Origin of the sequence: Aliiroseovarius crassostreae (assembly GCF_025137635.1) — a bacterium.
GTDB lineage: Bacteria > Pseudomonadota > Alphaproteobacteria > Rhodobacterales > Rhodobacteraceae > Aliiroseovarius > Aliiroseovarius crassostreae.
Map to the genome: position 1 here is coordinate 2,540,001 of NZ_CP080772.1, position 12,644 is coordinate 2,552,644.

At 58.1% G+C, this 12,644-nt stretch carries 12 protein-coding genes and 1 rRNA gene (1 of these 13 only partly in view); 5 read left to right on the forward strand and 8 right to left on the reverse strand.

The window, feature by feature from the left end; all coding sequences use genetic code 11:
- The 4 genes from K3J57_RS12195 to msrP form a co-directional block, all read right to left on the reverse strand.
- Positions 1–184 (reverse strand): 16S ribosomal RNA (locus K3J57_RS12195); it reaches 1,282 nt to the left of the window's first position.
- A 948-nt stretch (positions 185–1,132) separates the two neighbouring features.
- Complete coding sequence (gene msrQ, locus K3J57_RS12200; protein ID WP_259792091.1) at positions 1,133–1,756, reverse strand: protein-methionine-sulfoxide reductase heme-binding subunit MsrQ; 624 nt, start codon at positions 1,754–1,756, stop codon at positions 1,133–1,135.
- Positions 1,753–1,959 (reverse strand): GDCCVxC domain-containing (seleno)protein, encoded by a 207-nt coding sequence (locus tag K3J57_RS12205; RefSeq protein WP_055192508.1) that lies wholly within the window; start codon positions 1,957–1,959, stop codon positions 1,753–1,755. The genes msrQ and K3J57_RS12205 overlap by 4 nt, the downstream gene beginning before the upstream one ends.
- Before the next feature lie 2 nt (positions 1,960–1,961).
- Positions 1,962–2,882: a protein-methionine-sulfoxide reductase catalytic subunit MsrP gene (msrP, locus tag K3J57_RS12210; protein WP_259796094.1), complete on the reverse strand. Its 921-nt coding sequence runs from the start codon at positions 2,880–2,882 to the stop codon at positions 1,962–1,964.
- A gap of 537 nt (positions 2,883–3,419) precedes the next feature.
- On the opposite strand from msrP, the gene K3J57_RS12215 reads away from it, so the two are divergent.
- Positions 3,420–3,656, forward strand: coding sequence for an EF-hand domain-containing protein (locus tag K3J57_RS12215; RefSeq protein ID WP_055192718.1), 237 nt, complete (start codon positions 3,420–3,422; stop codon positions 3,654–3,656).
- Positions 3,657–3,744: 88 nt separating this feature from the next.
- On the opposite strand, the gene dgt is transcribed toward K3J57_RS12215, so the two are convergent.
- Positions 3,745–5,136 carry a dGTP triphosphohydrolase gene (dgt, locus tag K3J57_RS12220; RefSeq protein ID WP_259796097.1) on the reverse strand — a complete coding sequence of 464 codons (1,392 nt, stop codon included), beginning with the start codon at positions 5,134–5,136 and terminating at the stop codon, positions 3,745–3,747.
- An 87-nt stretch (positions 5,137–5,223) separates the two neighbouring features.
- A complete protein-coding gene (clpB, locus tag K3J57_RS12225; protein WP_259792098.1) occupies positions 5,224–7,839 on the reverse strand; it encodes an ATP-dependent chaperone ClpB in 2,616 nt (871 codons plus the stop codon).
- A gap of 193 nt (positions 7,840–8,032) precedes the next feature.
- Between clpB and K3J57_RS12230 the strand changes: the two genes are divergently transcribed.
- The 3 genes from K3J57_RS12230 to K3J57_RS12240 all read left to right on the forward strand — a co-directional run bounded on the left by K3J57_RS12230 (position 8,033) and on the right by K3J57_RS12240 (position 10,060).
- Positions 8,033–8,311 carry a hypothetical protein gene (locus K3J57_RS12230; RefSeq protein ID WP_259792100.1) on the forward strand — a complete coding sequence of 93 codons (279 nt, stop codon included), beginning with the start codon at positions 8,033–8,035 and terminating at the stop codon, positions 8,309–8,311.
- Positions 8,312–8,380: 69 nt separating this feature from the next.
- Positions 8,381–9,097 (forward strand): orotidine-5'-phosphate decarboxylase, encoded by a 717-nt coding sequence (gene pyrF / locus K3J57_RS12235; protein ID WP_259796099.1) that lies wholly within the window; start codon positions 8,381–8,383, stop codon positions 9,095–9,097.
- A 207-nt stretch (positions 9,098–9,304) separates the two neighbouring features.
- Entirely contained in the window at positions 9,305–10,060 is a 756-nt protein-coding gene (locus K3J57_RS12240) for a hypothetical protein (RefSeq protein WP_259796102.1), read from the forward strand.
- Here K3J57_RS12240 and K3J57_RS12245 read toward each other — a convergent pair.
- Together K3J57_RS12245 and K3J57_RS12250 are read right to left on the reverse strand one after the other, a co-directional pair.
- Positions 10,050–10,316: an NfeD family protein gene (locus K3J57_RS12245; RefSeq protein ID WP_173486714.1), complete on the reverse strand. Its 267-nt coding sequence runs from the start codon at positions 10,314–10,316 to the stop codon at positions 10,050–10,052. The genes K3J57_RS12240 and K3J57_RS12245 overlap by 11 nt on opposite strands.
- A complete protein-coding gene (locus tag K3J57_RS12250; protein WP_259773239.1) occupies positions 10,316–11,194 on the reverse strand; it encodes an SPFH domain-containing protein in 879 nt (292 codons plus the stop codon). Before K3J57_RS12250 ends, K3J57_RS12245 begins: the two co-directional genes overlap by 1 nt.
- Before the next feature lie 160 nt (positions 11,195–11,354).
- Between K3J57_RS12250 and K3J57_RS12255 the strand changes: the two genes are divergently transcribed.
- Positions 11,355–12,620 (forward strand): DNA polymerase IV, encoded by a 1,266-nt coding sequence (locus K3J57_RS12255; RefSeq protein WP_259797779.1) that lies wholly within the window; start codon positions 11,355–11,357, stop codon positions 12,618–12,620.
- Positions 12,621–12,644 lie beyond the last annotated feature (24 nt).

Below are 12,644 nucleotides of genomic sequence, written 5' to 3' on the forward strand. Positions count from 1 at the left end.
AAATCTTTCCCCCGAAGGGCGTATAAGGTATTACTCTCCGTTTCCAGAGGCTATTCCTTAGTACCGGGTATATTCCCACGCGTTACTAACCCGTCCGCCGCTCACCCCGAAGGGTGCGCTCGACTTGCATGTGTTAGGCCTGCCGCCAGCGTTCGTTCTGAGCCAGGATCAAACTCTCAAGTTGAAAGACATTACTGCCTAACCTTGACGTTCGAACCTCTGCACATACTGTTGTTTCCAATTGACTTAGAAACGTTCCGGTCCAACCGGCTGGTTGAACCTACTTCTGTTTGTGACATCAGTATCAAAAGATACCGAAAGCCGACAAACAGTGAAGCTGACTATCCATCATCGCTAAACCAATAAAGGCCTCGCTAGGTAGTTGGATATATGTGCAGTTGTTTGTTCATCGAATGAACCAAACCGCCCACATATCTCTTCAGATACCATCAATGTCAAAGAGCGCGGAACCAAGTTAAACCAGATCCCAGAGACAAAATCCACCGGAAGCACCGCATCTCTTTGGCGCAACCCGATCAATCTGCCTCGAATTTTTCCCGCTAAACCTCACTTCCGATCATCTCGTCCGCTCCGTCTCGCGTCCCGCCGTGCGCCTCAGCGCCGCCGGTGAAGGGGGTTCTAAGTCTTAAACCAAACACCCGCAACCCCTTTTTTGACTTTTCTCACAAAAAATCAAAAAAAGAACAAATATCAAATGAAATCAATACTTTGCGCTACACGCCAGCGCCAACACCGCCCGCCCCGCAACACAAAACACCCGCTTCCCACAAGGCAAAATCACCCCAAACCAAAAAGCACTACGCGACTCCCCATAATCCTGAAGTCCAAAACAACACCGCACAGCAAAACAAACACTCAAAAAACACTCAAAAAACTCAAATCCAAAGCCAGTGAATCAGAACAAACATCAAATTCCTGCCCGCCCTGCCCGCATTTTCCCCCGACTCGCCCCGACTCACAGCGACTCACAGCTTGAGTCGCTGGGTTTCGAACGATTACCCACCACCGCCCCTCTCAGACTGAGTCAGCATCAGGACCGAATTAGACCCACAACAGAAAAACAGCGGCCCCCATTCGCGCCGCCGTCTTTGACACTATATATAGGTGCTGTTCACACAGCGCCTTCGCGCCGTCCGGTCAGCTTTGGAAATCGCAGCGGCAACCGTGTGGCCAACAGCGCAAGGATCACCGCGAAGTAGATCAAAGGTTCTGCCTGCCAGGTCTTGACCAGCATCACGTAATGCAGCCCTCCAAGGAACACCGCCGGGTAGACCAGCTTGTGCAGCCGGCGCCAGTTTTTGCCCAGCTTGCGCACCGACCAATTGTTCGACGTCATCGCCAGCGGCAGCAGGATCAGGAAACCGGCCATGCCGATGGTGATATAGGGACGCTTCAGGATGTCGGCCCAGATCTGCGACAGGATCTGCACATCGAGCACCAGCCAGACCAGCAAGTGACAGGTGATATAATAGAAGGTCAGCACGCCGATCGCGCGGCGAAAGCGGATCAGGTTCAGACCGAAAAACCGACGCAGTGGCGTGATCGCCAACCCGACAATCAGAAACTGCAGCCCCAGCTCGCCCAGCTCATGTTCCAGCTCTTTCACCGGGTCCACACCCAGCCCACCGGTCAGACCGAGATAGAGCAGCACAAACGGCGGCAACAGACCGATCAGATAGACGGCCCAGATCGGAACACGGCGTGTGGCGCGATTGAGGCGGTCGACGATACTCATGAGCAACACTCCTTGCCATCTTGGATCGGGGGGCACGGCACGGTGCCATAAGAACAGAACACGCAGCAATCGCCAGGTGCCGGACGCAGCACCACGTCACAGCCCTTGCACTGATAAAAGAACATACAGGCATCAAGCGGCATTTCTTCCGGTTCCTCATGCCCACATTCCGGGCAGGTCAGAACTGAGAACCGCTCGGCCATGATCAGAAATTCCGCTTCAGATCCATGCCCGCATACAGAGAGGCAACTTCGTCTTCGTATCCGTTGAACATCAGGGTCGGCTGGCGTTTGGCGAACAACCCGCCGCCGATCTTGCGCTCGGACGCCTGCGACCAGCGGGGGTGACTGACAGTCGGGTTCACATTGGAATAGAACCCATATTCCGAGGGTTGCAGCATATTCCAGGTGGTGGGTGGTTCTTTATCGGTCAAGGTGATCCGAACAATCGATTTGATCGATTTAAACCCGTATTTCCACGGCACCACCAACCGGATGGGCGCACCGTTCTGTTTCGGCATGTCCTCACCGTAGATACCAGTGGCCATCAAGGTCAGCGGATGCATCGCTTCATCCAGACGCAGCCCTTCACGATACGGCCATTTGATCCCGCTTGAACGCAGGCCCGGCATTTCATCGGGGCGCACCGCAGTTTCAAATGCCACATATTTGGCTCCGGATTGCACCCCGGCCCGGTTCAAAAGCTGGTTCAGTTCAAACCCGTTCCAAGGGATGACCATCGACCACGCCTCGACACAACGAAAACGATAGATCCGCTCTTCGATGCTGACCTTGGAAAGGATGTCTTCCAACCCATAATTGCCCGGCTTGTCGACCATCCCGTCGATCTGGATTGACCAGGGTGCAGTGGTCAGGCGGTGCGCATAGGTGGCGGGATCACCTTTGCCGGTGCCGAATTCGTAAAAGTTGTTGTAGGCGGTGATATCCTCCAATGAATTGGGTTTGGCATTGGTGGAATACTTGCCCGCCGCCACGGCGGGACCGGCAATGCCCCCGATGGCTGTGCCCAGAGCCACAGATCCGATCCCCTTCATCAGCTGGCGTCGGTTCAGAAAATCCGCCTTGGGCGTGACATCGGAGTATTTCAGTTTGGACGAGTAAGCCATCGGGGCACCTTTTTCTGTCTGTTGCAAAAGAGGTAGTGCATCATGTCACAGATGCCAAAGCACATCACCTCACGTCCGCGTTGGCACATTGTAACAATCCATGCTTATTATCCGCCTGTATCAATCACTGCGGTTTCTAAAGAGCTCTCGGACAGAGGGTGCAGCCTCCACCATATTGCCTCCCCTCCCCTGCGGTGCGCCCCTTCTCAGCTTTGGGCAGCGCCGCCAACACGGCTCAGCCGCAGAAGGCTGCCCCTACGGAAGCAAACTCCCGCCAAGCAGGCAAGCCACTGTGATTTAAGCAACTTTTCGCCAAAACCCGTGTGCGCCATAGGTGAGCTTTCGCCAACATCCTATCTTGATGTTTTTCTGCGCAATTTCTCGCGCGCAGGTGGTGCACCTTCTCGCAAATCCACGCTCAAAACACCCGATTAGACGATTATCGATGCACAGGGGGGACGCATTGCGCCAGATAAGCCCGTGCCCCACGGGGCGCACCACTCACAAACCACTCACGGAACAAAAACGGAGAGAACCATGAAACTTTTCCCCCTCATCCCGCTGACCTTTATTGCAAGCGCAGGGATTGCTCTGGCCGACACCCAGATTGACACCAACGAAGACGGCCAGATCACCATGGAGGAACTGGTGGCTGTCTATGACCAGATCAGCACCGATACGTTTTCGCAGGCCGACACGGATGATGACGGCACGCTGAGCGTTGAGGAACTGGCTGCGGCGCGTGAGGCCGGCATTATCCCCTCAGAGATGTAACCCCACGTCTCTGCCACTCACGCCCCTTGCCCCTGCCGTCCCCCAACGGCAGGGGCCTTTTTTATGGCGGGGCGCAAGGCCGGTTGGATCAGGTGCCCGACAGCATTTTCGACACTTCCACCGCATAGCGATCCGTCATGCCCGAGACATAATCTGTCATCGCATGCAGCGCGGAATAGCTATCGTGAATATCGCGCAGATCAAGATGGATCGCGCGCACCAACTGGCGCTCATACTCCGGCAACTTCGCCTCATTCCAATCCTGTTCCTTCAGCGCATCGAACACAGGCCGAATGCCTTGCAACACCTCGCGCACCACATTGCGGCCATAGACCTCAAGCTTGGTTTTGCGCGGCGCAGTAAAGAGCTGCTCATTCGCCATATCTTTGATGGCTGCGAATTCTTTGGCTTTCTTCGAACTGGCAATAAGCGACCCGGAATAGCCACCTGACAAAATGGCCTCATGATTGGCCTTGAACGCCTCAACACAGGCCAAAATCGCCCCACCTATCGCACGCGCCCGCAGATACGAGACCTTTTCATAGGGCGTGTAAGTCGACTGATCGCGATTGGTTTTGAACGCCACCGGGTCGAGCAGTGCGACCACCTGATCAAACGACAGATCCCCCGCAGTGAACCCGTCCTCAAGATCGACGATATTATAGCAAATGTCGTCTGCTGCCTCGACAAGATAGACCAGCGGGTGGCGGCGCCACCAGCTTTGCCCATCCGGGCCGGTCTCTTCGATCAGGCCCAACGCCTGTGCCGATTTCGCAAAAATCTCTCGTTCGCTTTCAAAAAATCCGAACTTCTTGGCGCCCACATAAATGTGGTCCTTGACCCTAGCTTTCGGGATGCCAGATTTCTCTGCCCCTCCTTTGATCTTTCGCGAGGTTTCCGCGCCCATCGGGTATTTCATGAACGCCCCCAAGGCGGCATGCGACAGATTCATGCCGCCCTCATTGCGATACATTTCAAGTCGGGTCAGAATACGAAACCCCTGCGCGTTGCCCTCGAACCTGCAGAACTCTTCCCATTTGGCCTCGCCAATCCCGTTGAACACCCCCTGCCCGGCTTTCAGGTTCTCACGACACCATGCGCCAATCGAGTTCTCGCCCGAATGCCCAAACGGCGGGTTGCCAATGTCATGGGCCAGGCAGGCCGCATGGACAACACCCGCAAGCTTGTGCTCACCACCGGGGCAAAGATGCCCCTCGCTGACCAGCCAATGCCCAATCTGCGTGCCGAGCGTGCGCCCGACCGAGGCCACCTCTTGCGAATGGATCATCCGGTGGCGCAGGTGGTCATTGTCATGCAGCGGGTGGACCTGTGTCTTGTTGGCCAGCCGGCGAAACGGCGCAGAAAAGGTGATCCGGTCCGCATCGATCACATATTGCGGACGCGCCGGATCCTCGGCTTTGCCCTTATCTTCCCAAGGTTGGGTGTTCAGCAACCTGTCCCACTGCATTTTCTCAGCCATGTCCCTGTCCCTTTCCTGCCCAATTGCCTGATGTGTAATAAAAAAGAGCCCGCCGGGAAAGCGGGCTCTTGCTTGGTTTTGCGCGGTTTAATGCACCACTGCATCCTCGGGCGGTTGCTGGTTCGTGTTGCCAACACGGTCGCCGATGATCAGCCCTTCGGCCCCGGCGGTGACAGAGATCGTGTCGCCATCCATCACATCCCCGGCCAGAAGCATTTCTGCCAATTGGTCCTGCAGCGCGCGCTGGATTACGCGTTTCAAAGGACGCGCGCCAAACACGGGATCATACCCTTCATCCGCCAGCCAGGTCATTGCCCCCTGGTCCAGATCAAGCGAGATATTCCGCCGTGCCAGACGCTTGCCCAGACGCGCAAGCTGGATTTCGACAATGCCATCCATATCCGCCCGTCCCAGACGGTCAAAGATGATCGTCTCATCCAGTCGGTTCAGGAACTCGGGCCGGAAATGTGCCCGCACCGCATCCATCACATCGCGCTTTGCGTCCGAGGCATCCGCCCCATCCGGCAGCTGGCTAAGCGCCTGTGCGCCAAGGTTCGACGTCAGGATGATTAGCGTCTGCTTGAAATCAACCGTTCGACCCTGACCATCGGTCAACACCCCATCATCCAGGACCTGCAACAACACGTTGAACACATCCGGGTGCGCTTTCTCGACCTCGTCGAACAGCACAACCTGATAGGGCCTGCGCCGCACAGCTTCGGTCAGAACACCACCTTCGTCGTATCCGACATAACCCGGAGGCGCACCGATCAGACGGGCGACCGCGTGTTTCTCCATGAACTCGGACATATCAATGCGCACCATCGCGCTGTCATCATCAAAGAGGAACTCTGCCACAGCTTTGGTCAGCTCGGTTTTCCCCACGCCGGTCGGCCCGAGGAACAGGAAACTGCCCAACGGGCGGTTTTCATCATTCAGCCCGGCACGCGCACGGCGCACAGCGTTCGACACTGCTTTCACGGCGGAATGCTGGCCGATCACGCGACGGTGCAGATCTTCTTCCATCCGCAAAAGCTTCTCGCGCTCGCCCTCAAGCATTTTCGAGGTCGGAATACCCGTCCAGCGTTCCACCACCGAGGCAATCTGCTCAGGGCGCACCGCCTCTTCGACCATCATATCGCTGTCTGCATCCTCGGCCGCCTCGAGTTTCTTCTCAAGCTCGGGGATGATGCCATAAGACAACTCCCCCGCACGGGCGAGGTTGCCGTCCCGCTTGGCGATATCAAGCTCGGCGCGAGCGCGGTCCAGATGCTCCTTCAATTCACGCGCACCTTCCAGCTTGGCCCGTTCCGCCTGCCATTTGGCCGTCAGGGACGCGGATTTCTCCTGAAGTTCCCCCAGTTCCTGCTCAAGCTTCTCAAGGCGATCCTTGGACGCTTTGTCATCTTCGAGCTTCAACGCTTCACCTTCGATCTGCATCTGCATGATCTGACGGTCCAGCGCGTCCAGCTCCTCGGGTTTGCTGTCCACTTCCATGCGCAGACGGCTGGCGGCTTCGTCCACAAGGTCAATCGCCTTGTCCGGCAGGAAGCGGTCGGTGATATAGCGATGCGACAGCGTGGCCGCCGAAACCAGCGCACTGTCCGAGATCCGCACCCCGTGGTGCAGCTCGTATTTCTCCTTGATGCCGCGCAGGATCGAAATCGTGTCTTCGACAGTGGGCTCCTCAACCATCACCGGCTGGAACCGGCGGGCAAGGGCCGCGTCTTTTTCCACATATTTGCGATACTCATCCAGCGTGGTGGCACCCACACAGTGCAGTTCACCGCGGGCAAGCGCAGGCTTGATCAGGTTGGCCGCATCCATCGCGCCATCCGATTTCCCGGCACCGACCAGCGTGTGCATTTCGTCAATGAAAAGGATGATCTCACCCGCCGCTGCGGTCACCTCGTTCAGCACCGCTTTCAGGCGTTCTTCAAATTCACCGCGATATTTCGCACCGGCAATCAGCGCGCCCATATCAAGCGCCAGCAGGCGTTTGTTGCGCAGACTTTCCGGCACATCGCCATTGACGATGCGCAGGGCAAGCCCTTCGGCAATCGCGGTTTTCCCCACGCCCGGCTCCCCGATCAGAACCGGATTGTTCTTGGTGCGACGGCTGAGCACCTGCATCGAGCGACGAATTTCCTCATCGCGGCCAATGATCGGGTCAATCTTGCCTTCACGCGCCACCTCGGTCAGATCGCGGGCATATTTCGAAAGCGCTTCATAGCTGTCTTCGGCACTGGCGCTGTCCGCCGTGCGCCCCTGACGCAGATCATTGATCGCAGCATTGAGCGATTTTGCATCCACACCGCCCGCTTCCAGCGCCTCACGCGCCTTTGACTTCACAACAGCCAACGCGGTCAGCAGTCGCTCAACCGGCACGAAACTATCCCCGGCCTGCTTGGCCAGTTTGCCTGCTTCATCCACCAGAACCGCGATTGAGTTGTCCATATAGACCTGCGCACCCTCGCCGGACACTTTGGGCAGCTTCGCCATCCGCTCCTCAAGTGCCGCCTGCACACGTTCCGGTGCCCCACCTGCCTTGCGGATCAGGTTGGCACTCATCCCTTCTTCGTCATCCAGAAGGGCCTTCAAAACATGTTCGGGAACAAGGCGCTGGTGGTTCTCGCGCATGGCGATGGTCTGGGCGGCCTGAATAAACCCACGCGACCGCTCGGTGAATTTCGATACGTCCATATCATTCTCCTTATCTTAAGCGCCCGAGAGAAAGGATGCCCACTGTTGCGGCACACCCCGGTTCGGGCCTCATAAGTCAGATGGGCATCCCTTTGGTTGAATGCAAGTGGTGTCTTTTCGCGGGGAATGGTGTTCGGAAATTACCCTGAAACATCGCTGCCTTGTCCCTGATATTGGGACCATGAGAGGGGCCATGATGATCACATCCATTACCATTTCCGGGGTCACATTTGACGAGGCGGACCAAAAGCTAAACGCCTCCGTTGTCCTGACACTTGGCACATCGGAAACCGAGATCACCACCCGAGCGCAGTTCCTGTGTCGGACCGACATCGGCCCGGATCAGCCCCGCGACCATCAGCTACTCTCCCTTGCCCGTGAGGCCTTGCGCCAGGCCCGGCGCCTGCCGGATTGCGTTGATCTTGCCGAAAACACCGCATTCCACCCCCAGAACATCACGCTCGTGGCCTGACCTTTCATCTGCCATTTGCCTTTGTCGCACACGCGCAGTAGGAGAGGCAGGACCAAGTAGGAGCCTGCCATGACCACCAAAGCCGATGACCGCCTGATTGTTGCCCTTGATGTCCCCAATGCGCTGGAGGGGCTGAAGCTGGCTGAGACACTGGGGGACGCCGTCAGTTTCTACAAGATCGGCCTCGGCATGCTGACCGGAGGCGGACTTGCTCTTGCCAATGAGCTGAAATCCGAACAGGGCAAGAAAATCTTCCTCGACATGAAACTCTTCGACATCGGCAATACGGTCGAAGCAGCGGTGCGCGGGCTTGCTCAATTCGACCTGGATTTCCTGACCGTGCATGGCGACCCGCATGTGGTGCGCGCCGCGCAGGAAGGCAAAGGCGGCAAAGACATGAGGATCCTCGCCGTGACCATCCTCACCTCGTTGGATCGCGCTGATCTGGATGCCAGCCTGATCAAACCCGGTGACGTGCAGGATCTTGTGCTCGAACGCGCCGCCCGCGCGATGGACGCCGGCGCCGATGGGGTGATTGCCTCACCACAAGAAGCCGCACTCATCCGCGCCCTGCCCGAAGCCGAAGGCAAGCTGATCGTCACCCCTGGCGTACGCCCCGCAGGCGCCGCTCTAGGGGACCAGAAACGCGTCGCAACCCCGGCGCAGGCCGTGGCCGACGGCGTCGATCACATCGTGGTAGGCCGTCCGATCCGCAACGCCGCCAACCCGCGCGCGGCAGCCGAAGCGATCCTTGCGGAACTCGCCACGCCCCAGACACAGCACTGACCTGCAGCCATATTTTCTGGTTGTAAATATCCTGGGGTGAGGCCGTCAGGCCGAGGGGCAACGCCCCTCCCCTCCGCCCCGCTCCTCAAGATGTGAGCAAACGCGATTTGCCCTGCGACCGTCCTCTCAGGAACATAGCCTCGTAGTTGGTGACACGCGGTATGACATACCGTGGCGCCAAGCCCTTTGAGCACGAGGCCCCGTATCATGTCCCGCCACCACGGCCCCGACCTTGCCACCATGTTGCGCCTGCGCCGGTCAATCGGCGCAATTGGCCTTGGCCTGCCGATTGTTCTCATGCTGGGGGCGATGATTGCGCAGATGCCCATGAAGAATTCCATTTCCGAATTCTACTACTCCCCCTTGCGCGAAATCTTCATCGGCGCCGCGGCCGGGGTCGGACTGTTTTTGCTGGCCTATCAGGGATATCCTGCCGCGAATGGCGAATGGCTGACAGATCGCCGTGTCTCGAACCTCGCCGGGGCCAGCGTTCTGTTCATGGCTGCGGTCCCGACCAATTGCCTGCAGGCAACATGCTATCCGCCACAGACCCTAATGGATCAACTGATTGCCGATGACCGCCTGCAAGCCGCACTGCACCTTGGGGCCGCTGGCCTGTTCCTGGCCAGCCTCGGCGTCATGTCCCATACCTTGTTCACCCGCTGCACCGCCCCACCCTGCAGCATGCAAAAAGAGCGGCGCAACCTGTGTTACCGGCTATTTGGCTGGGTCATCTATGCCATGGTGGCCCTGGTAGGGGGCGTCAAACTGGTGTTTCCAGAGCTGGGGCATGTTTGGGACAATGGCTGGCATTTCACCTTCTGGGCAGAAAGTGTTGCCCTTTGGGCTTTTGGCCTGTCCTGGCTGATGAAAGGCGAGGCGCTGCATGACACCTTGCCCTATTTTTACGAGCCCGCGCCGGTTGAGACCGGCGCGCGCCCTGACAACGCGGCTACTCGTTGATGTCGCGGTCGAAACTTTTCGACTGCCCGTCCCGCACCCCGAATGCACGGCGCATGATCAACCAGGCGATGACCGACACAGCCCCAAAGATCACCAACAGGGCGGGCAGACCGATTGAGGGGCCAATCAGGGTCAACAGCGCCACGACCGCAGCCCCGGCGGCAAAGCCCAGAAAGACGAAACCTGGCACGAAGATTTCAAGGATCACCAGGCCAATGGCACCGGCCGCCCAGACCCACCATTCATGCCAGAGCATCAGGATTTACCTTTCAGCAATTTAAAGGCATCCCCGAAAGCATCCAGCGCATTGGACGGCAGAAGCACAGTCTGCTTGCCCTCGCCCTTGCCCACAATGGCCAGCGCCTCGACCTGTTTCAGAGCGACCTGATATTGCGCTGCCTCAATACCATTTTCCTTGATCGCCTTGGCCACAACCTGTGTTGCATAGGCTTCGGCATCTGCCGAGATCCGGCGTGCCTCTGCTTCTTTCTGGGCGGCATAGAGTTCGGCATCCGCAGAAAGCTCCACCGCGCGGCGCTTACCCTCGGCCTCGGTCACCTGCGCGCGGCGCGCGCGTTCCGCATTCAGCTGTTGCAGCATTGCTTCGCGGGTGGCCGCATCAAGGTTCACATCGAGGATTTCAGCACGGGTCACTTCGATCCCCCAGTCATCCACCGCATCCGCAACCTGTTGCTTGATCTTGGCAATCAGCTGCTGGCGGTTCGATTGCACCTCGTCCAGCTCCATCTCACCGATCCCGGCCCGAACAATCCCGGCAACCGTCGTGGCAATTGCCGCATCCACGTCACGGATACGGTAAACCGTCTTTTCCGGCTCCAGAATGCGATAAAACACCGACGTATCCACCTGCACCAACACGTTGTCGGAGGTGATTGCGTCCTGAGAGTTCGTCGGCAGCTGACGCTCCAGGATTGAGACTTTGTGGCGCACCACGTCAAGGAACGGCACAAGAAAGTTGATCCCCGGCCCCAAAACCGCCTGCAGGCGCCCAAAACGTTCAACCACGAATTTCTGACTTTGCGGCACAATCTTGACGCCATTGAAAACCGTCAGGATCAGAAAGGCGGCAAAGACCAGCAAAACAATATTACCGCCACCAAGAAGCTCGTTCATTTTATCCCTCGTCAATCATAATAGTTTCAATTTCCACAACATATGGTCGTATCCTCGGGGAAATACAATATCCTGCTCGACATACGACCCGGTAGTTGCACCGGCCTCCGGCCCGCATGTTCCCCTTTCACCCCCGCATATGCTTGGATATGATCAGACCATGCCCAGCCTGTGCCGATCCTGCCTGACCCCCTTTGAAACAGACCCGCCGACGCGGCGCTGTCCGGTCTGTCGCAGCCCGCGCCTGACCTCCCATCCAGAGCTTTTGGACCTTTCCATCGCGCATATGGATTGTGACGCCTTTTACGCATCGGTCGAAAAACGCGACAATCCGGCTCTGGCCGACAAGCCCGTCATCATCGGGGGTGGTCGGCGTGGGGTGGTGTCAACCGCCTGCTATGTGGCGCGCATTCGCGGCGTGAAATCAGCGATGCCGATGTTTCAGGCTCTGAAGCTTTGCCCTGAGGCGGTTGTCATCAAACCACGTGGCAGCCATTACGCGGCCATTTCAAAACAGATCCGCGCAATGATGGAGGAACTGACGCCGTCGATTGAACCCCTGTCGCTCGACGAGGCTTTTCTGGACATGAGCGGCACCGCCAGATTGCATGGCAACCCCCCGGCCGTGATGTTGGCAGGCCTCGTGAAGCGGATGAAAGATGAGCTGGGCCTGACCGGTTCCATCGGGCTTTCACACAATAAATTCCTCGCCAAAGTGGCGTCGGACCTCGACAAGCCGCGGGGGTTTTCCGTGATCGGCAAAGCCGAGACCATGGATTTTCTGCGCGATAAGCCGGTGCGAATGATCTGGGGGGTTGGCCCCGCCGCCCAGACCCAGCTGGAGCGCGCTGGCATCCGCACCTTTACCGACCTGCTGCGCTGGGATGAAAGCGATCTGGTGGCACGGTTCGGGTCAATGGGGACCCGGCTTTTCCATCTGGCCCGTGGCGAGGACCGGAGGCGGGTCTCGGCCCATGCCCCGGTCAAATCAATTTCAAAGGAAACTACATTTTTTGAAGATACCGGGGCACTTGAACTGCTGGACGGGCATCTGTGGCGCCTGGCCGAACAGGTGTCAGACCGCGCCAAGGCCAAGGGCAAGGCGGGGCGGGTGGTCACCCTGAAACTGAAACGCGCCAATCATGCCAGCCTGACCCGGCGGGTGAGCCTTGGCGACAGCACCCAATCCGCTGACCGGATTTATCGCACCGCACGTCCCTTGCTGGAACGTGCGCTCAGCGAAGGGCCATTTCGCCTGATCGGCGTCGGGATCAGCGATCTGGTGGGGGCTGAGGGGGCCGATCTGACCGATGACCTGCTCGATCCACAGGCACGCCAACGGCGGGCCGCTGAACGGGCCACGGATGAGATTCGCGCGCGCTTTGGCAAGACGCTTATCGTCAAGGGACGGGCTTTGCGCAAATAAAGCACGCGGATGTCCGTTTGGGGT